Source organism: Erysipelatoclostridium sp. AM42-17, from assembly GCF_003480255.1.
Classification (GTDB): domain Bacteria; phylum Bacillota_I; class Bacilli_A; order Erysipelotrichales; family Coprobacillaceae; genus Faecalibacillus.
Window position 1 is genome coordinate 14,222 of sequence record NZ_QUIN01000015.1, and the last position, 24,827, is coordinate 39,048.

The window sequence follows — 24,827 nt, forward strand, 5'->3', positions numbered from 1 at the left end:
AGCGATGTTTAAACATATTACTGTATTATTAGAAGAAGCCGTTGATGGTCTTGATATTAAAGAAGATGGTATTTATGTTGACTGCACACTAGGTGGTGGAGGACATTCTAGTGCCATTTTAAAGAAATTGAAAACTGGTCATTTGTATTGTTTTGATCAAGATGAGATTGCTATTAAGGCAGCAAGAGAACGTTTAGAAAAAATAAGCGATCATTTCACCATTATTCATGCGAATTTTAAAAATATTAAAATGGAACTTGCTAAATTAGGTGTTAGTCATGTAGATGGAATTCTCTATGATTTAGGGGTTTCTTCACCACAGTTTGATGATGCTAAACGTGGTTTTAGTTACAACTTTGATGCACGTTTAGATATGCGTATGGATCAATCAAAAGATTTAGATGCTTATAAAATTGTTAATGAATGGTCTTATGAGCAGTTGGTTAGCATTTTTTATAAATATGCTGATGAGAAGTTTAGTAAACAAATTGCTAGAAAAATAGAAAAACAAAGAGAAATAAAACCGATTGAAACAACTTTTGAACTTGTTGATTTAATAAAGGAAGCGATTCCTGCACCAGCAAGGAGAAAGGGTGGTCATCCTGCAAAAAGAACATTCCAGGCTTTACGCATCGCTGTTAATGATGAGTTAAATGTATTTGATCAATCACTAACAGATGCATTAGATTTACTTAATGTAGGGGGGCGTATTTCAGTTATTACTTTTCATAGTTTGGAAGATAAAATATGTAAATATACTTTTAATGAGGTAACCAAATTAAAAGATGTACCAAAAGGGTTACCGGTTATTCCAGATGAAATGAAGCCAAAATATAAACTGGTAAACAGAAAACCAATTATTGCCAGTGAAGATGAACTAGAAAATAATCATCGGGCACATTCAGCAAAATTACGAATTATAGAGAGGGTATCGTTATGACAAAAAAGAGAACAAGATTTGAAACATTTTCTATTAGATTTTTAGTTTTTACATTTGCAGTCTTTTTAATTGGTTTGATTTTTGTTAAATCAATTGATTCTTCATATAATAATAAAATTCAATCATTACAAAAAGAAATATCTACATGTCAATCTGATATAGATAGTTTACAGATGCAAAAACAAGAACTTGTTTCTTTTAATCGTCTTGCTGATGTTGCTGGTGCAAAAGGATATACTTATCAAAATGATGCTGTAGCATCAACAAATGGAGAAAATAGATAATGAATCAACATAAGAGTGCAAAAATCATCTCAGTTATTTTTGCGCTCATTATTTGTTTATTGATAAGTAATATTCTTTATTTAGGGATAACTGGAAAACATTTTGTAAGTGGAGAAGATATTGAAACGTTTGCTAAAAATAGAAGTAAAAAGCAAGAAACAATTTATGCCAAAAGAGGTCAAATCTACACAAGTGATCAAGAGAAAGTCGCTGTTAATGTAAAAAAATATAAAATTATTTTAGTATTGTCTTCTTCAAGACCGGGATATGGGAAAAAGCAAGCTTATGTAAGTGATGCAGTTGATACAGCAAGAAAACTAGCACCCATTTTATCAATGGATGAAACAGAATTGACTAACAAAATTCAAGAAAAATTAAGTGCTGGTAAATATCAAATGGAGCTAGGAAGTTATGGCAATAATTTAACAGCAACCCAAAAGAAACAAATTGAAGACTTACATCTAAATGGAATTGAATTTGAGGAAAGTGATTCACGCTATTACCCATTAGGTGATTTTTGTAGTTATGTTGTTGGATATGCTAAAAATTATGAAGATAATAGTATTAAAAAAATGGTCGGTGAGATGGGATTAGAACTTGTTTATGATAAGTCTTTAAAAGGAGAAAATGGTTTTAAAGTTTATCAAACTGATGCTAAAGGATATGCTTTGGTTGATGGCATGTTAAGAAAAAAAGATGCCACAAATGGTCAAGATATGTATCTTACTTTAAATAGTGGATTACAAAGAGATTTAGATTACATGATGTCTAAAGCTTATCAAGAAACGCATGCTCAAGTGGCAACTTGTGCTGTAATGGAAGTAAAAACAGGGAAAATTCTTGCTATGTCATCATATCCATCTTTTAATCCTAATGAACGTAATATTTCTACGTATAATAATTTCTTTTTGGAAGGAACAATGGAATGTGGTTCAGTTTTTAAACCTTTTATTTATACTGATTCTATAAATGAGGGGAAATATAGTCATTCGGCAACTTATGTTTCTGGACGATACAATGTTAATTATAATGGCAAAACCATTGCTACCATTAAAGATCATAATGGTGGTGAAGGTTGGGGTACAATTACTTATGATGAAGGATTAATGCGTTCAAGTAACGTAGCTATTTGTAATTTATTAGATAATGGTTTTGTTACGAAGGATGTCTTAAAAGAAAAATTAAAAGAATTAGGTTTTTTCCAAGCGTCTAAAATGGATGGATTGGATTGTTCGTCATCTATTGCTATGTATGATCGTACTGATAATCGATTAGAATATTTAACAACAGGATTCGGTCAAGGATCAACGGTAACGCCATATCAATTATTAAAAGCCTACAGTATTTTTGGTAACGATGGAAGAACAGTAGAACCTTATGTTGTTGATCGTATTGTAGATAGTTCAACAAATAAAGTAATCAAGCAAGGAAAGACAAAACGTTCAGATCAAATCTTTAGTTCAGATGCTGTTAATCAAGTAAAAGAATTAATGCTAGGGGTTGTAGAAAATGAAGTTGGAACAGGTAAAAGATATCGTTTAGATGATGGTACTCAAATTTTTGGTAAAACTGGAACAGGACAAGTTCCTGAAAATGGTGGATATAGTACGTCTATTTATATGAATTCATTTGTAGGATTAGCACCTTATGATGATCCTCAAGTAGAAATTGTGATTACTTTTAAATCTGATAATAGTTATGTTGATTATGTACCTAATATTGTTAAAACAATGACAACTGAGGCTTTAAATGTAGTCAATCAATATAAAGTAAAAGATTCAGGACATTTAGATGAAAGTTATACTTTAGATTCATATACAAATCAATCTGTTAATTATGTAAAATCGAAGTTAGAATCAAAATCTTTAAAAGTACAACTTATTGGTAATGGTGGAACCATTATTGAGCAATATCCTATTAAAAAGACAAAAGTCTCTGTTGGAGATCGTATATTCTTAAAAACAGATGGTAAAGACATAACAGTTCCTAACATGAGTGGCTGGTCTAAAAAAGAGGTTCTCACTTATGGATCGTTAAGTGGTATAGAAATCACATTTGAAGGATCATCTGGACAGGTAACTGGACAAAGTGTTGCAGAAAATAGCGTTGTTCATAGTGGCGACAAGATAACTGTCAATTTATCAAATTAAGGACATAGATATGTCCTTTTTTTCATATAGTGAATTGGTGAGATGATGTTATTTGAAACAACAGTTAAAAAACTAAAATGGGTTAAGATTTTTACTTGTTTATTAGCTCTTTCAATTATTTTGAAATTAGTTTATATACAAATTATCGATCGTTCTACAATATATCAAAAAGCAGTTGATTCATGGCAAAGATCTTTTCCGGTTGAGGCAAGTAGAGGAAAAATAATGACAGCTGATCATCAAGTATTAGCTACTAATTTAACAACTTCTTCTATTGTTGTTGTACCAAGTCAAATTAAAGATAAAATTTATACAGCCAAACAGTTATCTGATATTTTAGGTGTCGATATGCAAGTTATGAAAGAAAAGTTAGAAAAGAAAGTATCTATACAAAGGATTGCTCCTGAAGGAAGACAATTAAAAGATGAAATAGCTAGAAGAATAGATAGATTAAAACTACCAGGAGTTTATCTTATTAAGGATACAAAGCGTTATTATCCTTTAAATCATTATTTGAGTCATTGTTTAGGATTTGTAGGAATTGATAATCAAGGATTATTGGGACTTGAATTAGAATATGATCATTATTTAAAAGGGAAAAATGGTTCTATTGATTACTATATGGACGCTAAAAGTCATAATTTAAAAATGTATCCGAGTGATTATCGAGGTGCTACCACAGGAATGAATATCACTTTAACAATTAATGGTAAAGTACAAGATATAGTCGAACGAGAACTTAATAATGCTTATAAAACTTATCATCCTGATGGTATATGGGCTTTAGCGATGAATCCTAATACAGGTGATATTTTGGCTTTATCAAGTAAACCGGATTTTAATCCCAATCAATATCAAAAAGAAGATAAAAATATTTATAATCATAATATTCCGGTATGGAAAACATATGAACCGGGGTCAACTTTTAAAATTATTACTTTTTCAAGTGGACTTAATGAAAATCTATTCGATATGGATAAAGACACATACTTTGATAAGGGATATGAAATTGTTGGTCATTCAAGAATAAAATCTTGGAAAAAAGGAGGACATGGTTTACAGACTTTTAGAGAGGTTTTGCAAAATTCATCCAATCCGGGTTTTGTAGAGATAGGGAGAAGGCTAGGTAAAAAACGTTTATATCGCTATGTTGAAAAATTTGGTCTAACTAAAAAGACAGGTGTTGATTTACCGGGTGAATCTAGTGGAATTATGTTTGATTATAAAAATTTTAATGAATTAGAGCAGGCTACAGTAGCTTTTGGTCAAGGAATTTCAATTACACCGATACAGTTAGTAAGAGCGATTAGTGCTTGTGTGAATGGGGGTAAATTATTAAAACCTCAAATATTGAAAGAAGTAAAGAATAGTTATACAAATGATGCAGTTTATAAAAGAAAAGTGAAAGTCATACGCCAAGTCATAAGAAAAGAAACGTCTTCAAAGGTAAAAGATGCATTAGAATCGGTTGTGTGTTTAGGGGGAGGAAGGAATGCTTATATACCGGGCTATCGAATTGGTGGTAAAACAGGAACGGCTCAAAAAGCGGTTAATGGAACTTATGTGGGAGGAGGTTATATTTTATCATTTGTAGGAATTGCGCCAATAAATGATCCTCAAATTGTTCTTTATGTAGCAATGGATAATCCTAAAAATTGTATTCAATATGGTGGGACTACAGTAGCACCTATTGCTAGAAAAATGCTAGTAGATATATTACCTGCCATGCATATTAAAAAGGTTAAAAAACAACCAGAAAGAGAAGAACAACCTATGGATGTAAAGACAGTGAAAATTGAAAGGTATATTGGTAAAAAAAGAAGCGAGGTATCCAATGTGTCATTGCGTTTTAAATTTATTGGTAAGGGAGATTATGTTATAGATCAGTTACCTAAAGAAGGAGAAATTGTAGAAGCAGGGTCTACCGTTGTGATTATGTTAGGAAAGAGTTAAAATAAGATAAAGATTTTCTTATAGATTATTACAAAAATGAGGGATTATTGACATTTTTTTGTAAATATACTATGATACAATCACATTATATTCAAAGGAGATTACAATAAGTGGACCCGAGTCAGATAACGAATATTATCATACTTATTATTTTAGTTATTTTTTCTGGTATTTTTTCATGTAGTGAAACAGCGTTTTTATCAGCTAATAAAATTAAATTACGAAATTTAGCCCAAGAGGGGAATAAAAGAGCAATTTTAGTAGAAAAATTATTAGATAATAGTGATCAATTGTACAGTGCTATCCTTGTAGGAAATAATATAGTTAATATTGGTGCCTCTTCTCTTACAACAGCAACAATTATGGCTATTTTTGGTGATGGGGCATCAATGGTAGCTTATGCCACAGGATTAATGACTTTACTCATTCTTATTTTTGGTGAAATTACACCAAAGTCATTAGCAACAAAAAATGCAGATTCATTAGTATTAATGTTATCATCATTTGTTCATTTTGTTGTTATTATCACAAAACCGGTGGTCTATATTTTAAATATTATAACAGGCTTTTTAATTCGTCTTTTTGGTGGTGATAAAAACGATGGACCAAGTTTAACTGAAGAAGAACTTAAAACAATTGTAACAGTAGGTCATGAAGAAGGTGTCATCGAAGAAGAAGAAAAAGAAATGATTCATAATGTATTTGAATTTGGTGAAACTGAAATCAAAGAAATTATGACACCACGCATTCATGTTGCAAGTTTAAGTGATGATTGTACTTATGATGAATTAATGAAAATATATCAAGATGATCATTTTTCAAGATACCCCGTTCATTCGGAATCATTTGATGAAGTCATAGGTGTTTTAAATGTTAAAGATTTATTGTTTTTTGATATTGATCCAAACAATTTTCATATTAAAGACTATATGAGAGATGCTTTTGTTGTTTATGAATTCAATCAAGTCAGTGATGTGTTTGCTTCTATGCGAAAAGAACATGCTACTTTGGCAATTGTTTTAGATGAATATGGTGTGATGTCTGGTATTGTCACATTTGAAGACATTGTTGAAGAAATCGTTGGTGAGATTGATGATGAGTATGATGAATTTAAAAATGATGAAATTATTCAAATTAATGAAAATGAGTATTTAGTAGATGGTAGCTTAAATTTAAATGAAGTGAATGATGAATTAGATACTGATTTTAAGTCTGAGGATTTTGAATCAATTGGGGGATTAGTTTTAGGAAATTTAAATGGTGTTCCTCAAGTTAATGATTATATTGAAATTGATGGGGTAAAGATTTATGTTATGAAAGTGCATAAAAATAGAATTGCCCAACTTAAATTAGTGATTACAAAACAAGAAACTGATCATAAAGAAGAAGGGGAAGATCATTAAGGATGATTTTCCTTTTTTAAGGAGATAAAGATGAAAAAGAGATTAGAGATTAAAAGATTAGGAATTAATGGCGAAGGTATAGGATATTTAAATCGTAAAGTTGTTTTTGTTAAGGGGGCTTTAATTGGTGAGGAAGTAGAAGTAGATGTTAAAAGTTTTAATCGTCAATTTTTAACAGGACAGTTACTTAAAATTATTCGTCCAAGTAAAAGTCGTCGTCAAATATCATGTCGTGCTAATAAAGAATGTTTAGGGTGTTCTTTATTACATATGGATTATCCTACACAATTACAATATAAAAAGAATATTGTTCGTGAATCAATTAGAAAATATACTCAAATTGATTTAGATCAAGTTGTTTTTAAAGATATTATTCCAAATACAATTAAGCAAGGGTTTATTCAGGACGTGAACTTACCAATTGTTGATTTTAAAGGAAAAGTGACTTTTGGTATTTATCAAAGAGAAACAAAATATTTAACTGTTATGACGCATTGTTTCAAACAACACCCATTAATCAATCGTACTTTAGAAGATTTAGAAGTCATTTTTAATGAAGAAAAATGCAAAACATATCATGAAAAGTTTAAAACAGGACTTAGATTTATTAAATTAAAAGTCATCAATGATCAAGTACAAATCGTCATTATTACAGGAAAAGATGGTTTAAAGAAATCGGTTAGTGAACGTATAACAAAATTAAAACAAGTATGTAGTTTATATTTATCAATTAATACAACAAGACATCAAGATTTTGATGAAGCTGGTTATACGAAATTATATGGTCTTTCTAAATTAGAATTCTATCATCAAGATCAAAAATATCTTGTTTCTGTTAAATCACCATTACCTCATCATTTTGATGCTTATTTTAGAAGAAATGAAGCTATTAAATCGATGTTAAAAGAAAGTGAAAAGATTTTATCTGTTTATTCAGGATTAGGGGTCTTAGAGTTAGAATTAGATCAAGAAGTGATTGGATTTGATGATCAAAGATCTTTAGTAGATGATGCTAACTTAAATGCAAAATACTTAAAGAAAGATCAGGTTCGATTTATTTATGGTAATGTAGAAGAACGTATTATTCCTTACGCTAAAAAGAAAATCTATGATACTTTTATTATTCAAAATGAAAGAAATGGAATTAGTGAACAATTAAAAGATACTTTAAGATTATCAAAAGTAGAAAATGTTATTTATGTGAGTCAAAATCATAGTACAATGGCTAAAGATTTAAATGATTTACAAAAATACTTTAAAGTAGAACGTATTGTTGGTATCGATGAATTTGTTTATCAACCTTCAGTAACTACAGTAGTTAAACTAAAAAGAAAGTAGGGAGCCTATGGAAATTAAATATCAACCACATGGTGTATGTGCAAGTCAAATTGTCATTGAAGTAGAAAATGACATTGTTCAAAATGTAAAGTTTATTGGTGGATGCTCTGGAAATACCCAAGGTGTTGGAGCGTTAGCTAAAGGAATGAAAGTTCAAGATGTTATTGAACGATTAGAAGGTATTCGTTGCGGTAGAAAACCAACAAGTTGTCCTGATCAACTTGCTCAATGTTTAAAAGAAAATTGTCAATAAAGAATCACGCTGTGATTCTTTTTGTTTTTAAAGCATAAAATAAAAAGGGTGATCCAATGTTAGTACCAATAAAAAAATTACAGTTTATGTGTGGTTTATGCTTACTACTACAAATTATCTTTCAAATGATGTTTGTCCCTTTTCATCTTTTAGCTGTAATATTATCTATTATCATTATTATCTGGCAAAAAAGATTACGCATCTTACAAATACAATATCATTATTATGTTTTATTTTTATATGTATATCGCTTAATGGTTTTATTGGTTTTGACTTATTCATGGTGTCAAATCATCTATTTATGTTTATGTTTATATGTAGCGTGTGTTATCTTGTTACTTTCGTGCAGGATGTTTTTATAGAGGATTGATACTATTTTTGATATAATGAGATAAACATGCGGTGAATGTGATAATCGGTGTATAATAAAAATAAGGAGGATAAAAACATGATAGGACAATTAAATGTTTATAGCTGTTATAGTTTTCAAAATAGTACAATTTTAATTGATCAACTCTGTAAAAAAGCAAGTGAAATGCATTATCAAGCATTGGCTTTAACAGACGAAAATAATATGTTTGGTGCTATGGAATTTAACAAAGCATGTCATAAATATCATATTAAGCCTATATTTGGTATGCAAGCAAGTGTAAGTGTTCATCATGAAATTTATCCTTTTTTACTTTTAGCACAAGATCAGGTAGGCTATCATGATTTAATGAAGATTTGTAGTGATATTAATTTAAGTGAAGAACATTGTATTGATATAGAAAAACTGGCTTTATATAAAGAACATCTTTTTATTATGTCAGGATGTAAAGAGGGTATTGTAGAACGTCTTATTCTTAAAGAATTAGAATCAGAAGCTTTAAAATATATGAAATATTTTAAACAGTTATTTAAAAATCATTATCATATTTGCATTCAAAATCATCATCTTGCATTACAAGAACATCTTAACAAAAGAATATGTGCGTTAGCACTATTAGAAAATATCCCAGTATGTGGTTCTAATGAAGTGCGTTACCTACAAAAAAGTGATGCTTTGACTTTAGATTTATTGCGTGCGAGTGCGAAAGGAGAACACTTATCATTACATCATCAAGTTATAAGTGATCAGCTTTATTTAAAAACACCTTATGAAATGACAGAATTATTTGATAAAAGCATTATTGATCAAACCAATCATGTTTTAAAAATGTGTAATGTAACGATTGAAACAGGTATTATGCATTTACCACAATATCCATTAAAAGATCATATTAAAAGTCAAGATTATTTAAGACAACTTTGTATCGTAGGATTAAAAAAACGTTTTAAAAATCAAGCAATTCCTTTAGAATATAAACAACGTCTTACTAAAGAATTAAAAGTGATAGAAAAAATGGGCTTTTGTGATTATTTCCTTATTGTATTTGATTATGTTCGTTTTGCTAAAACACATGATATTTTAGTTGGCCCAGGAAGAGGAAGTGCTGCTGGGAGTTTAGTTGCTTATGTTTTGGGAATTACAAATGTCGATCCTATTGAGCATCATTTGTTTTTTGAACGTTTCTTAAATGAAGAAAGAGTTTCAATGCCTGATATTGATATTGATTTCCAAGATGATCGTCGTGATGAGATTGTTCAATATGTAACCGAAAAATATGGACAAGAACATGTTGGTCAAATTGTTACTTTTTCTACTTATGGGCCTAAGGTAGCATTAAGAGATTTAGGAAAAGTCATGAATGTATCTTTACCAAAGCTAGAAATGCTAGCTAAATACATACCGACGGGTCCTAAAAATAAAAAGAGTATTAAAGAAGTCTATGAAACATCATATTCATTTCAATCAATGATTAATCAAGAACCTGCTCTAAAAGAAATATTACCATCAATGTGTCTAGTTGAATATTTGCCACGTAATATTTCTATGCATGCAGCTGGGGTTGTTTTGTCTAAAGATTGTTTAAATGAAGTTGTTCCTCTTGCTAAAGGACCAACTCATAGTGTTATTACACAATATTCAAAAAATTATATTGAAGATGTTGGATTATTGAAGATGGATTTTTTAGGATTAAAAAATCTAACAATTATTTCTTATATTGTTAAAGATATTCAAAAAGACAATCCTCATTTTATGATTCAAAACATAGATTATCATGATCCTAAGACTTTTGAATTATTAAGTCGTGGAGATACTTTAGGGGTCTTTCAGTTAGAATCACCAGGAATGAAAAACTTGCTTAGAAAAATGAAGCCTGATAGTTTAGATGATATTATTGCTGCTAATGCATTATATCGACCTGGTCCAATGGCCAGTATTCCCCAATATTTAGCACGCAAATTTAAGAAAGAAAAAGTACAATATGAATTACCTTGTTTAGAACCGATATTAAAGTCAACATATGGTATTATTTTGTATCAAGAACAAATTATGCAAATTGCACAGGTTGTTGCTGGTTTTACTCTTGCTAAAGCAGATTTACTTAGAAAAGCTATTTCTAAAAAAGAAGTGAGTTTAATGTCACAAATGAAAGTAGAATTTATTAGTGGTAGCTTAGTAAAAGGATTTAATGAAGAACAGTCAACCCGTATCTTTGATTTGATTGAAAAGTTTGCTGATTATGGATTGAATAAAGCTCATTCTGTATCTTATGCAATGATTGCATATCAATTAGCTTATTTAAAAACGCATTATCCTTTATCATTTTATAGTGCCATTCTATCAAATGAACAAGGTAGTGATGTCAATAAAATGAATTATATTCAAGAAGCGAGAAAATATCATATTGATATTTTACCGCCATCAATTAATTATTCTTTTGATCGTTTTACAGTAGAGAATCAAGCTATTAGATATTCATTATTAGCGATAAAAAATGTTGGTTATGCCGGTTATCAAGCTATTGCAAGTGAACGAAAAAAAGGATTGTTTACGAGTATTTTTGATTTTGCTGCTAGGATGGATGGTCAAAAGGTAAATGCTAAGATGTTTGAAAGTTTAGTTGATGCAGGAGCTTTTGATGAGTTTGGTTATAATCGGGCAACAATTAAAGAAAATATGCATAAGATGAGTGAATACGCTAAACTTAAACAAACAATAGGAATAGATGAGCCACCTATTCTAAAAATGATTAAAGAAAATAAATTAGTTCGTTTAGAACTAGAAAAGAAAGCTTTGGGAATTTATTTAACGACGCATCCTATTGTTTTAATTAAACAAAAACTCAATATACAAGTGATATCATTAGGTAATTTAAATCAGTATGTCAATCAAAAAGTTTTAGTGGTGATGTCATTAACACGTGTTAAAGCCATTGTTGATAAAAAAGGAAATGATATGTGTTTTATTGAAGGACAGGATGAAACAGGAAGTGTAGATGGTGTTGTTTTTTCTTCGACATATAAACAATATCAAGATATCTTTGAAAGAGGAAATGTTGTACTCATTGAAGGAAAAGTAGATTATCGAGATAAATTATCTTTAATTGTACAAAAAGTAAAAAAAGTAGTGTAAAGGAAATAAAGTATGGAAAATTTAGTAATTATAGATGGAAATTTTTGGTTGTTTAGTTGTTATTATGCAACAGCTGCCATGGGAAATTTGATGGTCAATAAGGATGGTGTACCAACAAATGCAGTTTATGGTTTTGCTAATCGTTTAGAACATTTATTAAAAAAAGAACCTGAATGTGTTGTGGTAGCATTTGACGCAAAAGGAAAAACTTTTAGAAGTGAGTTATTAGAAGAATATAAAGGAACAAGAAAACCTACACCTGAAGAATTGATTTGTCAGTTTTCAATGGTAAGAGAATATTTAACAGCACATCATATTCCCTTTATTGAATTAGAGGGTTATGAAGGTGATGATATTATTGGTACATTAGCTAAAAAGGCTAATGATCGTGGGATTTCTGTTTCTATCATGACAAATGATAAAGATATGATGCAACTTATCAATGATAAAACATATCAATACAAAAAGCCTCAAAAAACAAATGAATATGAAGTAATTACACCAGAAAGTTTTTATGAAAAATATCAATTGAAGCCTGAACAAATGAAAGATTTGTTAGGATTGATGGGTGATAGTGCGGATAATATTCCCGGTATTCCCGGAATTGGTGAAAAGACTGCCTTAAAGTTATTACATCAATATGAATCAATTGAGAACTTAAAAGATCACATGGATGAATTAAAAGGAAAAATGGGGGAAAAAGTAAGAGAAAACATAGAATTAGGACTTGTTTCTAAGAAGATTGCTACTATTGTTACAGATGCACCCATTGATCTAGATTTAGAAAATTGGCGTTATCAAGGCTATGATTATGATGAATTAGCATCTTTTTATCGTCGTTATGATATGAATTCATTACTTAAAAGAATGTCTGTTAAAGAAGAAAAAGTTGAAGAAGTCAAATTTGAAATAGTAGAACATCTACCATGTATTACAAGACCAACAAGTTTAGTTGTTGGGGTTTATGATACAAATTATCATAAATCACCTATTATGGGATTTGGTATCTATAATGAAGAAGAAGCTTATTTTATTTCTTTAGAAAATGCAATGAATTGTCAAGAATTTAAACATTATCTTCAAGATGAATCGTTAGAAAAATATGGATTTGATATAAAGAAATGTATTAATGCATGCCGTTGGCATGGTTTACAAGTTAAGGGGTTTGTTTTTGATTTACAGCTTGCTTCTTATATTTTAAATCCAGCTTTAAAAGAAGAAATGAAATATGTATGTGATTATTATCAATATCATGATGTTGAATATGATGAAGTCGTTTATGGTAAAGGTGCTAAAAAACATGTTCCTGAAGAAAATGTATTAGCAGCTCATCTTGTCAAACAAGCAAAAGCTATTTTTACTTTAAAAGATCAAGTATGTGAAAGGTTAATGAAAGAAAATCAATATGATTTATATAAAGATGTTGAATTACCGGTTACTTATATTTTAGCGGATATGGAATATCAAGGGGCAAAGGTTGATTTAAATGTATTAAAATCTTTACAAACTGATTTTTCAAAACAAATAAAGGCTTTAGAAAAGGAAATTTATTTATTAGCACATAAAGAATTTAATATTGCTTCACCAAAACAATTAGGAGAAGTCTTATTTGAAGATTTGGGTTTACCTAACGGTAAAAAAACAAAAACAGGATATTCTACTTCTGTAGATGTTTTAAATAAATTAAAAGAAGTGCATCCTATCATTAATAAAGTCTTAGCTTATCGTACGTTAACTAAACTTTATTCAACCTATATTGTTGGTTTACAAGAACAAGTTTTTATTGATCAAAAGATTCATACTATCTATAATCAAGCATTAACGCAAACAGGTCGTTTATCTTCTACAGATCCTAATTTGCAAAATATTCCTGTAAAAAATGAAGAAGGAAAAATGATTAGGAGAGCCTTTGTGCCTGAATATGATTATTTACTTTCGTTTGATTATTCTCAAATTGAACTTAGAGTATTAGCTCACTTAGCAGGGGTAAAAAGTCTTATACAAGCCTTTAATGAAGACAAAGATATTCATCGTCATACAGCAAGTGTTGTTTTTGGAGTAAGTGAAGAAGATGTTACTTCAAAAATGAGAAGAGATGCTAAGGCGGTTAATTTTGGAATCATCTATGGAATGAGTGATTTTGGTTTAGCTGAACAAATAGGAGTGAGTGTTAAAGAAGCAAAAGCATTTATTGAAAAGTATTTCCATACTTATCCTGAAATTAAGGAATACATGGATCATAATATTGAATTAGCTAAAGAGAATGGCTATGTTTCAACTATTTTAAATCGTAAACGTTATATTCCTGAAATAAAAGAAAGGAATCGTATAAGACAAGAGTTTGGTAAAAGACTAGCAATGAATTCACCAATTCAAGGATCAGCAGCAGATATTATTAAACTTGCTATGATTAAAGTAGACCAAGAATTAAAAAGACGAAAAATGAAGTCAAAGATGATACTTCAAGTACATGATGAATTGATATTTGATGTTTATAAAGAGGAATTAGAAGATATGATAGATATTGTTAAAAGAGGAATGGAACATGCCTTTGCAATGAGTGTAGAATTAAAAGCGGAAGGAAATTACGCAAGTAATTGGCAGGATTTAAAATAATGCCAGAATTACCTGAAGTTGAAACAGTAAAGAGAACATTAAAACCACTTATTGTAAATAAAACAATTAAAGCAATAGATATTTATTATGATCGTATTATTGAAGATGATCAAAAATTATTTTGTCAAAAGGTCATCAATCAAACAATCAGGGACATTGATCGTTATGGCAAGTATTTAATTTTTAAATTAGATGATGTTGCTTTTATTTCTCATTTAAGAATGGAAGGAAAGTACCGTTATTGTTTAAGCGATGAAGAAATATCAAAACATGATCATGTTGTATTTAAACTAGATGATGGCCATGACCTTCGCTATAACGATACAAGAAAATTTGGGAGAATGAAGTTGGTTTCTTTGCAACATTATTTAGAACAGGCACCTTTGAATAAACTAGGACCAGAACCATTTTTTATTGATGAAGAGAAACTTTACCAACAACTTAAAAAGAAAAATCAGCCTATTAAGCATGTCTTATTAGATCAATCTGTTATTTGTGGTATTGGCAATATCTATGCAAATGAAATATGCTTTGCAATGAAGATAAGCCCTTATGCTAAAGCTTGCCAGCTTACCAAAAAAAGAGTCCATGAATTAAAAGAAGTATCAATTTCAATTTTAAATAGAGCAATTGAACAGGGTGGTACAACGATTCATTCTTTTAGTGCTAATGGAATAGACGGTTTATTTCAAGTTCAATTACAAGTTCATGGACAAAAAGTATGTAAAGAGTGTGGTCATAAAATAGTAAAAGAAATGTTGAAAGGAAGAGGAACATATTATTGTCCTCATTGTCAAAAGGCTAAAAAATGATGAAAGTAATAGGAATTACAGGAAGTATTGCTTGTGGTAAAAGCACGGTAACAGATTATTTATTAAAATTGGGATATCAAGTTGTAGATAGTGATAAAATTTCTAGAGAAGCATTGACTAAAGATTTAGATTGTATTTTTCAAGTTGAACAATTATTTGATTGTGTTGAAAATGGAAAAGTTGATCGAAAAAAATTGGGGCGCATTATTTTTCATGATGAAAAAGCAAAAAAACAGTTAGAAGGAATTATTCATCCTTATGTCATTAAAAAATTGAAACAGGCTATTCAATCGTGTCAAGATAGTGTTATCTTTTTAGATATTCCATTATTATATGAAAGTCATTTAGAATATCTATGTGATGAAATAATGGTTGTTTACTTGAGTGAAGAAAAGCAGTTAGAACGTTTAATGAAACGAGATCATATAGATCAAGATTACGCTCGTGTTATTATGAATAATCAAATAAGTATTGAAGAAAAAAAGAAAAGAGCGCAAATTATTATTGATAATAATGGAACAATTGATCAATTATATGATCAGTTAAATCAATTTGTGAAAGGATTAAGAAAATGAATGAAATCATGATGGTTGACATATATCAAATTAGATCAAGTTATTCGCTTGATGAAATTTGTTTAAAATCTTTGTATCAACTTTATCAGCCAATAGTTGGGCATCAGGCGATTACTTTATATATTACCATGTGGTCTGAATTATCATGGTTGACATTAACAAAAAGTCCAGCTCTAATTTCACGACTTACTAAATTAGCCGATTTATCCATTCAATCATTAAACCAACAAGTATGTAAATTGGAAGCTATTGGGTTAATGAATACATATGTAAGGACGAATCCTGGAAGAAGATATTTGTTTGATTTAAAATATCCTTTAACACCACAACAGTTTTTTCAACATCAAGTATTGAATAGTTTGCTTAAACAAAAATTAGGACAAGAAGATTATCAAAAAACATTCATGAATTTTAGAACTTTTGATGTAAATAAAGAAGAATATCAAGAAATTACTCATAGTTTTAGTGATGTTTTTGATGTTTATCTAGGACAAGAAGAAGGACTTATTGATAAAAATGTTTATAGTAAAAAAGTCAATCATATAGAAGATGAGTATGATTTAACCCTTTTCTATCAAGGACTAGAAAACTTACAAATATCTAAAAAAATGATAAATCAAAATGATGAAGTATTAATTAAGCAATTAGGAATGATGTATCGTATTAATGCTTTAGATATGCAAACTTTAGTTAAAGAAGCCATGGATGATGACAAACTCAACCAACAACTATTAAAACAAAAATGTCAAGAATACTATGATTTAAAAATGCCAGAAAAATACCAAGAAATTTATCATCGTCAGCCTATATCTAAAATGTCTTCAACAGGATCAACAGGTATTGATCAACATATTCACTACCTTGAAAGTATTACGCCTTATCAGTTATTAAAAGATAAACAAGGTGGAAAAGAACCGTTAAAAAGAGATTTAACTATTGTTGAATCAATTCTTACATCATTGCAATTAGAACCAGGAGTGATTAATGCATTAATTGAATTAACATTGTCGCAATGTGATAATATGCTTTCTCGTAATTTTATGGAAGCACAAGGATCAAGATGGAAACGAAAACATATTGAAACTGTAAAGGATGCTATTCAAGAAGGAAAAGAATATATTCATTATCGTAAAGAATTAAAGAGTCATAGTGATGGATTTTATGTTGATAATGAAGATGAAGTTAAAGAAGATGATACGAATACAAACCATGAAATTGATGAAGATGTATTAAAGATGCTATCACAATTTGATTAGGAGGAACAATATGAAAAGTATTCAAGAATTTGGATTATTTAGTGAAAATGATACAATTTTAAAACGTAAAGAAAAAAGTATAGATAATTTAATGAAAGATCAAGATATTATAGAGGTTCTTTCACGCCTTCATTTAAAAAGAGAAGATATTGAAGAAAATTGGATTGAATTTTTAGATTATCAAGAAGATTTAAAGAAATGTAAGTTATGCAAAGGAATAAAAGATTGTACAAAAGTATCTATTGGTATGAAGCAAAATATGGAACTTGGAGAATCAGGTCAAATTCTTATTTCTTTATCACCATGCCGTTTTGGTAGTCAAATTCTTGAAAATCAAAGAATCTTAAGTCATATCTTATTAAAAAACGTAAGTGAAGAATTATTGTTGACAACTTCTTCTAAAATTAAAGATGTAGCAACCCAAGATCCGCAACCAACAAAGATCATCATGAATTATATTCAAAATCCACAATCAACAGGGCTTTATATATACGGTAGACCAGGAAGTGGTAAATCAAGTTTGGCAGGCTTTATTATTCGTAACTTAGCCAAGAAAGAAAAACGATGTGGATTCATTCATTTTCCAACTTTTTTAATGGATTTAAAGAATTCATTTGGTGAAGAAGGGAATAATGAAACCATAGAGTTACTTAAAAATTTAGATTATTTGGTTATTGATGATATTGGTGGGGAAAATGTAACAAACTGGTCTCGTGATGAAATTTTAAGTTCTACATTAGCTTATCGAAATCAAAATAATAAGGTTACATTCTTTACCAGTCAGTATTCAATTAGTCAATTAAAGAGTCTTTATATGTTGAAACAAGGAGATAAATTAAGAGTAGAAAGATTGCTTGATAGAATGAAAGCGGTTAGCCAAGAAATTGTGCTAAAAGGAAGCGATTTAAGATAGAAAAAAGATAAAATATTGTTGTTAATATCATTGTATTTGTGATAAAATGGCAAAGGAATGAAACACATAAAAATAGGAGTGCGATATTATGGTTAAATGTATAGGTGTTTTAACTTCTGGAGGAGATGCTCCAGGAATGAATGCAGCTGTAAGAGCTGTAGCAAGAACTTGTTTAAATAAAGGAATTGAAGTTTATGGTGTTAAGTTAGGATATAAAGGTTTACATGATGGTGAATTTATTAAATTTGATCGTCATAGTACACGTAATATCATTAACTTAGGGGGAACAATTTTAAAATCTGCTCGTTTCCCAGAATTTAAAGATCCTGAAGTTAGAAAAGAAGCTATCGAAAAAATGAAAGAAGTTGGTATGGAAGCTTTAGTCGTTATCGGTGGTGATGGAAGTTATAATGGAGCTTTAAAATTAACTGAAATGGGTGTTAACTGTATTGGTATTCCAGGAACAATTGATAATGATATTCCTGATACTGATTATACAATTGGATTTGATACAGCATTAAATACAATTGTAGATGCATTAGATCGTTTAAGAGATACTTCTAGTTCACATCAAAGATGTACTATCTTAGAAGTTATGGGACGTCGTTGTGGTGATTTAGCAATTAATGCAGGTATTGCTGATGGTGCAGAAATGATTATCACAAGTGAAATCGGATTTGATGAAGAAAAAGTAATCGAAAGATTAAAAGCATCAAAAGCATCAGATAAAAAACACGCTATTGTTGTTATTACTGAACATATTACAGATGTTCATGAATTAGCTAAAAAAGTAGAAGCTGAAACTGGATTCGAAACTCGTGCAAATGTTTTAGGACATATGCAAAGAGGTGGTAGACCATCAGCAAGAGATAGAGTGCTTGCTTCAAGAATGGGTGTTTATGCAGTTGAATTACTTGAAGCTGGTAAAGGTGGTTTATGTGTTAGTGAAGTACATGGTGAAATTAAAGGATTAAAAATCACTGATGTATTAGGACATAAACGTGAAACTGATTTTGGTATTTACGAAGATGCAATGAAACTTCGTTAATATAAATTAAATTGTAAGGTGAGGATATTAGGATGGTATTAGAAAGAGAAAGAAAAAAGAAAACACGCGTTGTTTGTACAATTGGTCCTGCTTCTGAAAATGAAGAAATGTTAAGAAAATTAATCTTAGCTGGGATGAATGTAATGAGATTAAATTTCTCTCATGGTGATTTTGAAGAACATGGTGGAAGAATTAAAACTCTTAGAAAATTAAACAAAGAATTAAATAAAAATGTAGCAATTTTATTAGATACTAAAGGACCTGAAATTAGAACTGGTGATTTTGTTGGTGGAAAAACTGAATTCAAAAAAGGTCAAGTTTCTACTATTTGTGTTGAAGATATTGAAGGTACAAGTGATAGATTCACAATTACATACAAAGAATTATACAAAGATGTTAAACCTGGTGGTTTCATCTTAGTTAATGATGGTCAAGTAGAATTATTAGTTGATCACGTTGAAGGTACTGATATCGTATGTGTGGCAGCTAATGATGGTGTTGTTAAAAATAAACGTGGAATTAACGTTCCAGGTATTAAATTAGGATTTGATTATTTATCAGAAAAAGATATCGGAGATATCACATTTGGATGTGAACAAGGTGTTAACTTCATCGCTGCTTCATTCTGTAGACGTGCTCAAGATGTTTTAGATGTTAAAAAATTATTAATCCAAAATGGTCGTCCAGAAATTCAAATCATCGCTAAAATTGAAAATAGCGAAGGTGTAGAAAACATGGATGAAATCTTAAAAGTTGCTGATGGTATCATGGTAGCTCGTGGTGACTTAGGTGTAGAAGTTCCTGCTGAAGATGTACCATTAATCCAAAAAGAATTAATCAAAAAATGTCGTGCTGCTGGAAAAGTTGTTATTACTGCAACTCAAATGTTAGATAGTATGCAAGAAAACCCAAGACCAACACGTGCTGAAGTTTCTGACGTTGCTAATGCAATCTATGATGGAACTGATGCAATCATGTTATCTGGTGAATCTGCTCAAGGTAAATATCCTGAAGAAGCAGTTATGACTATGACTAAAATTGCTTTAAAAACTGAAGGAACTTTAGATTATGCTTCTTTACAAAGAAGAGCTATTAGAACTGCTCCTCAAGATCAAAGCGAAGCAATCTGTATGTCAGTAGCTGAAATTGCTTATAAATTTGATGTTGCTGCTATCGTAGCATTCACTGACTCAGGATTCACAGCTAGAAAAATGTCTAGATATCGTCCTCAATCAATGATTATCGCTGCTACTCCAAATGAAAACACTACAAAAGCATTAGCTTTAAACTGGGGTGTTAAAACTGTTTTATGTAAACAAATGGATACAAGAGCAGCTATGGTTGAATATGCACAAGTTATCGCTAAAGAAAACTTTGTTCAACCTGGTGAACAAATCTTAGTAACTGGTGGTACTCCAGGTGTTGCTGGAACTACTTCTTACTTAGAATTAGTAACTGTAAAATAATGATGATTTTCAAACTGGAAGCGATGCTTCCAGTTTTTTTGTCGATAAAATGAGTTTGCTATTACAAAGGGTTTGTGTATAATTTTAAATGGTGATATAAATGAATAAAAAATCTCGTATGAATTTAATTGTTTCTTTAATCTGTACTTGTTTGGTAGTATGTTCACTTTATTTTATGTATGATGTTTTTTCATTTCATACTTATGGTGATATTCAATCATTCGATTATGTCTTATCATTAAATAATGATCAAATTAAATTAAATGGTTTAGAGGTATTTAATGATAATAAAATATTAAAAATGAGTGACTATTCACTTTCTTTAGAAAATTTAATGTTAAAAGAGCAACAAAATTATCAAGTTATTATTTCTTTAAATGATATAAAAAATAAAGCGAGTCATCAAATCATCAATCAGTTTACTTATTCTAATGGACAATCAAAAATACGTTTTCAACAACAATCTTTACAATTTGATATAACAGATCTTTCAAAGGCATATATTCAAATAAAATGTGATCAAGAAATGGTTTATCAACACGCATTGAATTTAATTCCTACAAAAAAATTATTAGGATCGAACAAAGAATATCGACTTGTACAATCATGTGTAGCACCTTATGATATGAAACTAGGTTATCTTACAACAACCAATAAAGATATTATTAAACAATACCCTTATGTATCTTTAGAATATCGTTATTTAAAAAATGAAAAGAAATCCAAGGATAATGATAACAACTATATTGTTTTTAAAAAGATAAGTGGATTATCAAAAGACATTATTAATAATAAAAAATATCAGTATTATCATCAGGATAAGGAATTAGGTCGTTTAGATCAAAAAGATTTAAGTGTAGTTGTTATTTTTTCTAAAGATAATGGAAAGACGTTTGTCTTTAAAATGGATTTATCTTTGGAGGCAGGTGAATAAAATGAATGAACATATTTCAAAGTTAAAAAAAGATTTTATTGTTTTATATTTAGCTAGAAATGGTATTATGACATTTATTATTACATTATTGTCTATGTCCTATGATTTATGTCTTTATTATCAAATATCTTTTATAAATGGAATAGAGAAGATTTTTTCTAATAGTATTTTTACTTGGCTCTATTTTATGCTTATATGGGTTTTTAATTATCTAATCTTTGAAATCTATAAAATTATCAGTGATGCTTATAGAAATAAGATCTGTATAAGTTTTAAGATTAAAGATCATCATTACTCATTTTATTTATCTATTATTATCATGATAGGATTAATTTTAATTGTCGTGATGAGTCCGTTGGTTAGATTGTTTAAAGTTGATTTAATTAGTATGTTTGTTTTTATGATTTTAAGATCTTTTAAAGAAATGATAAAAAATAGACCCTAAGAGTCTATTTTAATAATTGAGATAATTGCATTAAGAAAGGTTCTTTTTGATCTAAAGATTTATAATACTCTTCAAAAAGAACACCTAAACCTGGTAAAATGGTTTCTTCTTTAGAGGCAATACCTTCTTCAATGATATCCTTTAATTCATTACTAGGACAATCATGTAATTTAGTTAGTAAAGCTTTTCTCATATCCATAATATCACTCCTGTCATATTATGGACCAAAAAGGAGTGAGTATACAAAGAATGGAAGAAAGAAAAATAAAAATAGGGAATAGAATAACGAGTTATTTTATTCAATATAAAAAAATAAAAAATTGTTATTTAAAAGTTGAACAAGGTCAAATTGTAGTTCATGCTCCTCAAATGATGAATATTGACCAAATAGAAGCACTTATTATTCAAAATCAAGATAAATTATTAAAAAGAATGGATCAATATTTTTGTAAAGCAGATTATGTTGATCAAGGATATGTCTATCTTTTTAATCAAAAATATCGTATTCTTTTAAAAGACGTAGGAATAAAAAAATGTGCTATTCATGGATTGGATTTATATGTATATCATCGTGATATTGAAAAAACTGTTACATTATTTTTAAAGGAACAATTAATGGATTACTTAGTTAGAAAGATACAAACCTATTTGTTAAATGATTTTCCATTAAATAAAGTAGATATAACTCTTAGAAAGATGAAATCTAGATGGGGAGCTTGTTTTTACAAAAAAAATAAGATTTGTTTTAATAGTGTACTTGTCCATGTTGATAAGAAGTTAATTGATTATGTTATCGTTCATGAATTATGTCATTTTATTGAACCTAATCATTCAAAAGAATTTTACTTAGAAATAGAAAAAAGAATGCCTGATTATAAACAAAGAGAAAAACGGTTAGCGGAGGTAGGAATATGATTACATCAGTAAATAATAAAATCATTAAAGATTTAATGAAATTAAAACAAAAGAAATATCGTCAAGATTATTATTTGGTAGAGTCGAAGCATTTGGTGGATGAAGCGATAAAAAAAGGTGTAGCTGATCTAATTATTTCTACCAAACCAGTGGAAACAGATATGGACTCAATTGAAGTTTCTAAGGAAGTTATGGAAAAATTAGCATTTACAAAAACACCACAATCAATTATGGCAAGATGTAAAAAAATAGAAAATGATGAAATGATTGAAGGTAGTCGTTATTTGATTTTAGATAGCTTACAAGATCCAGGTAATGTAGGAACATTAATTCGTACAGCTTTAGCCTTTGGTATTGACCAAGTTATTTTATCTCATCAAAGTGTGGATATTTATAATGATAAAGTGTTACGTTCTATGCAAGGGGCTCATTTCCATTTATCATGTATTTATCGCGATTTAAAAGAAATAATTCCTTTATTACAAGAAAAAGGTGTTACTGTAGTGGGAAGTGCTTTAGAAAATGGAAAAGATATTCATTTATTAGAAAAAAAAGAAAAAATGGCTTTTGTATTAGGAAATGAAGGTAATGGGATGTCACAAGAAATTATTGATATTTGTGATGTAATTGGTTATATTCCAATTGATACGATTGAATCCTTAAATGTAGCGATAGCAGGAAGCATTATGATGTATCATTTTAAATAAATGATTGTCAAAGTGAATGAAACACGTTATAATATCAAAGTATATAACACGTTGATAAGGACTAGTAAATAGTGTAGTTATGTTAGAGAGAAAGATGTTTGGTGGAAGTCTTTTGATAATGAACTATTGAATTCACCTTGGAGTGCGACCAATCATCGCCGGAGAGACTACGTTACAGTGAATTAAGAGCATAACATAATGTTATGAATTAGGATGGTACCGCGATTAAATCGTTCCTAAATGGAACGATTTTTTATATTTTAGGAGGGAATAAAGTGGAAAAGGAATTATTAAAAATTAAAGATGAAGCACTAGAAAAGATTTCTTCATGTACAATTTTAAAAGACTTAAATGATGTTCGTGTTTTATATTTAGGTAAAAAGGGTCCAATTCAAGAAGCTATGAAAGCAATGAAAGATATGGCTAGTGAAGAAAGAAAGAAATTTGGACAAACAAGTAACTTAGTAAAACAAGAATTATCTAAAGCTGTAGAAGAAAAAAAAGCAGCTTTAGAAAAACAAGCAATTATAAATAAAATTAATAGTGAAAGTATTGATATTACTTTACCTAGTTATAAACTAGATCAAGGATCATTACATCCTTTATCAGTTATTGTAAGTGAATTAGAAGATTTATTTATTGGAATGGGATATCAAATTGCTGAAGGTCCTGAAGTAGAAACAGATTATTTTAACTTTGAATTAATGAATTTACCTAAAGGACATCCAGCAAGAGATATGCAAGATACTTTCTACATTGATGAAAATACTTTAATGCGTACTCATACTTCTCCAGTACAAGCACATACTTTATTAAAAGCAGAAGGAAAAGGTCCAATTAAAGTTATTTGTCCAGGTAAAACTTACCGTCGTGATGATGATGATGCAACACATTCACATCAATTTATGCAGTGTGAAGGACTTGTTGTTGATAAAAATATTACAATGGCAGATTTAAAAGGAACATTAGAAGTATTTGCTAGAAAGTTCTTTGGAGAAAAACGTGAAATTAGATTACGTCCATCTTATTTCCCATTTACTGAACCATCAGTAGAAGTAGATATTTCATGTCATCATTGTGGAGGAAAAGGATGTCCAATGTGTAAACATACTGGATGGATTGAAATTTTAGGTGCAGGAATGGTTAACCCTAAAGTTTTAGATATGTGTGGCTTTGATAGTAAAGTCTATCAAGGATTTGCTTTTGGTATCGGTATTGAACGTGTTGCTATGTTAAAATACGGTATTGATAATATTCGTGATTTCTATAATGATGATATTCGATTCTTAAGTCAATTTGGTAGAAAGGAGTAAGAAG

Annotated in this window: 22 protein-coding genes and 1 other annotated feature; of the genes, 21 read left to right on the plus strand and 1 reads right to left on the minus strand. The window is 29.4% G+C overall.

All coding sequences use genetic code 11. From position 1 onward, the window contains the following. Positions 1-4: 4 nt before the first annotated feature. From rsmH to DW911_RS06835, 18 genes are all read left to right on the plus strand, one after another. Positions 5-940: a 16S rRNA (cytosine(1402)-N(4))-methyltransferase RsmH gene (gene rsmH / locus DW911_RS06750; protein WP_118432937.1), complete on the plus strand. Its 936-nt coding sequence runs from the start codon at positions 5-7 to the stop codon at positions 938-940. Further along, a complete protein-coding gene (locus DW911_RS06755) occupies positions 937-1,224 on the plus strand; it encodes a hypothetical protein (protein WP_118432936.1) in 288 nt (95 codons plus the stop codon). The genes rsmH and DW911_RS06755 overlap by 4 nt, the downstream gene beginning before the upstream one ends. Continuing rightward, a complete protein-coding gene (locus DW911_RS06760; protein ID WP_118432935.1) occupies positions 1,224-3,374 on the plus strand; it encodes a penicillin-binding protein in 2,151 nt (716 codons plus the stop codon). Before DW911_RS06755 ends, DW911_RS06760 begins: the two co-directional genes overlap by 1 nt. A gap of 45 nt (positions 3,375-3,419) precedes the next feature. Next, positions 3,420-5,327, plus strand: a complete 1,908-nt coding sequence (locus tag DW911_RS06765) for a penicillin-binding transpeptidase domain-containing protein (protein WP_118607626.1) — start codon at positions 3,420-3,422, stop codon at positions 5,325-5,327. A gap of 110 nt (positions 5,328-5,437) precedes the next feature. After that, positions 5,438-6,730, plus strand: a complete 1,293-nt coding sequence (locus tag DW911_RS06770) for a hemolysin family protein (RefSeq protein WP_118432933.1) — start codon at positions 5,438-5,440, stop codon at positions 6,728-6,730. A 30-nt stretch (positions 6,731-6,760) separates the two neighbouring features. Then, positions 6,761-8,068, plus strand: coding sequence for a class I SAM-dependent RNA methyltransferase (locus DW911_RS06775; protein ID WP_118432932.1), 1,308 nt, complete (start codon positions 6,761-6,763; stop codon positions 8,066-8,068). Between the two features lie 7 nt (positions 8,069-8,075). Then, complete coding sequence (locus tag DW911_RS06780; protein ID WP_118432931.1) at positions 8,076-8,321, plus strand: TIGR03905 family TSCPD domain-containing protein; 246 nt, start codon at positions 8,076-8,078, stop codon at positions 8,319-8,321. 56 nt (positions 8,322-8,377) lie between these two features. Next, entirely contained in the window at positions 8,378-8,683 is a 306-nt protein-coding gene (locus DW911_RS06785; RefSeq protein ID WP_118432930.1) for a hypothetical protein, read from the plus strand. 86 nt (positions 8,684-8,769) lie between these two features. Next, positions 8,770-11,823, plus strand: a complete 3,054-nt coding sequence (gene dnaE, locus DW911_RS06790; RefSeq protein WP_118432929.1) for a DNA polymerase III subunit alpha — start codon at positions 8,770-8,772, stop codon at positions 11,821-11,823. Positions 11,824-11,835: 12 nt separating this feature from the next. After that, entirely contained in the window at positions 11,836-14,439 is a 2,604-nt protein-coding gene (gene polA / locus DW911_RS06795) for a DNA polymerase I (protein ID WP_118432928.1), read from the plus strand. Further along, complete coding sequence (gene mutM, locus DW911_RS06800) at positions 14,439-15,251, plus strand: DNA-formamidopyrimidine glycosylase (RefSeq protein WP_118607627.1); 813 nt, start codon at positions 14,439-14,441, stop codon at positions 15,249-15,251. Before polA ends, mutM begins: the two co-directional genes overlap by 1 nt. Further along, positions 15,248-15,826: a dephospho-CoA kinase gene (gene coaE, locus DW911_RS06805; RefSeq protein WP_233541858.1), complete on the plus strand. Its 579-nt coding sequence runs from the start codon at positions 15,248-15,250 to the stop codon at positions 15,824-15,826. Before mutM ends, coaE begins: the two co-directional genes overlap by 4 nt. Then, positions 15,823-17,082 carry a DnaD domain protein gene (locus DW911_RS06810; protein WP_118432926.1) on the plus strand — a complete coding sequence of 420 codons (1,260 nt, stop codon included), beginning with the start codon at positions 15,823-15,825 and terminating at the stop codon, positions 17,080-17,082. Before coaE ends, DW911_RS06810 begins: the two co-directional genes overlap by 4 nt. Before the next feature lie 10 nt (positions 17,083-17,092). After that, on the plus strand, positions 17,093-17,995 hold the full coding sequence (locus tag DW911_RS06815) for a DnaA ATPase domain-containing protein (RefSeq protein WP_118432925.1): 903 nt from the start codon (positions 17,093-17,095) through the stop codon (positions 17,993-17,995). An 88-nt stretch (positions 17,996-18,083) separates the two neighbouring features. Continuing rightward, positions 18,084-19,043, plus strand: a complete 960-nt coding sequence (gene pfkA / locus DW911_RS06820) for a 6-phosphofructokinase (protein ID WP_118432924.1) — start codon at positions 18,084-18,086, stop codon at positions 19,041-19,043. 32 nt (positions 19,044-19,075) lie between these two features. After that, a complete protein-coding gene (gene pyk / locus DW911_RS06825; RefSeq protein ID WP_118432923.1) occupies positions 19,076-20,509 on the plus strand; it encodes a pyruvate kinase in 1,434 nt (477 codons plus the stop codon). 100 nt (positions 20,510-20,609) lie between these two features. Next, positions 20,610-21,443 carry a hypothetical protein gene (locus DW911_RS06830; protein ID WP_118607628.1) on the plus strand — a complete coding sequence of 278 codons (834 nt, stop codon included), beginning with the start codon at positions 20,610-20,612 and terminating at the stop codon, positions 21,441-21,443. A 1-nt stretch (position 21,444) separates the two neighbouring features. Next, positions 21,445-21,888, plus strand: a complete 444-nt coding sequence (locus tag DW911_RS06835; RefSeq protein WP_118432921.1) for a hypothetical protein — start codon at positions 21,445-21,447, stop codon at positions 21,886-21,888. A 4-nt stretch (positions 21,889-21,892) separates the two neighbouring features. On the opposite strand, the gene sspI is transcribed toward DW911_RS06835, so the two are convergent. Next, complete coding sequence (gene sspI, locus DW911_RS06840; protein WP_118432920.1) at positions 21,893-22,087, minus strand: small acid-soluble spore protein SspI; 195 nt, start codon at positions 22,085-22,087, stop codon at positions 21,893-21,895. A gap of 50 nt (positions 22,088-22,137) precedes the next feature. Here sspI and DW911_RS06845 point away from each other — a divergent pair, with 50 nt between their 5' ends. The 3 genes from DW911_RS06845 (at position 22,138) to pheS (ending at position 24,823) form a co-directional block, all read left to right on the plus strand. Continuing rightward, a complete protein-coding gene (locus tag DW911_RS06845; RefSeq protein WP_118607629.1) occupies positions 22,138-22,803 on the plus strand; it encodes a M48 family metallopeptidase in 666 nt (221 codons plus the stop codon). Continuing rightward, a complete protein-coding gene (locus DW911_RS06850; protein WP_118607630.1) occupies positions 22,800-23,510 on the plus strand; it encodes a TrmH family RNA methyltransferase in 711 nt (236 codons plus the stop codon). The genes DW911_RS06845 and DW911_RS06850 overlap by 4 nt, the downstream gene beginning before the upstream one ends. A 42-nt stretch (positions 23,511-23,552) precedes the next feature. Then, positions 23,553-23,751 (plus strand) — a binding site (T-box leader). Between the two features lie 34 nt (positions 23,752-23,785). Then, on the plus strand, positions 23,786-24,823 hold the full coding sequence (gene pheS / locus DW911_RS06855; protein ID WP_118432917.1) for a phenylalanine--tRNA ligase subunit alpha: 1,038 nt from the start codon (positions 23,786-23,788) through the stop codon (positions 24,821-24,823). Positions 24,824-24,827 lie beyond the last annotated feature (4 nt).

Coding starts and splice junctions, on each gene's coding strand:
- DW911_RS06845 (WP_118607629.1), top strand. CDS start 22,138: ATGGAAGAAAGAAAAATAAAAATAGGGAATAGAATAACGAGTTATTTT.
- DW911_RS06780 (WP_118432931.1), top strand. CDS start 8,076: ATGGAAATTAAATATCAACCACATGGTGTATGTGCAAGTCAAATTGTC.
- DW911_RS06765 (WP_118607626.1), top strand. CDS start 3,420: ATGTTATTTGAAACAACAGTTAAAAAACTAAAATGGGTTAAGATTTTT.
- DW911_RS06785 (WP_118432930.1), top strand. CDS start 8,378: ATGTTAGTACCAATAAAAAAATTACAGTTTATGTGTGGTTTATGCTTA.
- pfkA (WP_118432924.1), top strand. CDS start 18,084: ATGGTTAAATGTATAGGTGTTTTAACTTCTGGAGGAGATGCTCCAGGA.
- mutM (WP_118607627.1), top strand. CDS start 14,439: ATGCCAGAATTACCTGAAGTTGAAACAGTAAAGAGAACATTAAAACCA.
- DW911_RS06775 (WP_118432932.1), top strand. CDS start 6,761: ATGAAAAAGAGATTAGAGATTAAAAGATTAGGAATTAATGGCGAAGGT.
- dnaE (WP_118432929.1), top strand. CDS start 8,770: ATGATAGGACAATTAAATGTTTATAGCTGTTATAGTTTTCAAAATAGT.
- DW911_RS06830 (WP_118607628.1), top strand. CDS start 20,610: ATGAATAAAAAATCTCGTATGAATTTAATTGTTTCTTTAATCTGTACT.
- DW911_RS06815 (WP_118432925.1), top strand. CDS start 17,093: ATGAAAAGTATTCAAGAATTTGGATTATTTAGTGAAAATGATACAATT.
- coaE (WP_233541858.1), top strand. CDS start 15,248: ATGATGAAAGTAATAGGAATTACAGGAAGTATTGCTTGTGGTAAAAGC.
- DW911_RS06755 (WP_118432936.1), top strand. CDS start 937: ATGACAAAAAAGAGAACAAGATTTGAAACATTTTCTATTAGATTTTTA.
- rsmH (WP_118432937.1), top strand. CDS start 5: ATGTTTAAACATATTACTGTATTATTAGAAGAAGCCGTTGATGGTCTT.
- sspI (WP_118432920.1), bottom strand. CDS start 22,087: ATGGATATGAGAAAAGCTTTACTAACTAAATTACATGATTGTCCTAGT.
- DW911_RS06810 (WP_118432926.1), top strand. CDS start 15,823: ATGAATGAAATCATGATGGTTGACATATATCAAATTAGATCAAGTTAT.
- pyk (WP_118432923.1), top strand. CDS start 19,076: ATGGTATTAGAAAGAGAAAGAAAAAAGAAAACACGCGTTGTTTGTACA.
- DW911_RS06760 (WP_118432935.1), top strand. CDS start 1,224: ATGAATCAACATAAGAGTGCAAAAATCATCTCAGTTATTTTTGCGCTC.
- DW911_RS06835 (WP_118432921.1), top strand. CDS start 21,445: ATGAATGAACATATTTCAAAGTTAAAAAAAGATTTTATTGTTTTATAT.
- polA (WP_118432928.1), top strand. CDS start 11,836: ATGGAAAATTTAGTAATTATAGATGGAAATTTTTGGTTGTTTAGTTGT.
- DW911_RS06850 (WP_118607630.1), top strand. CDS start 22,800: ATGATTACATCAGTAAATAATAAAATCATTAAAGATTTAATGAAATTA.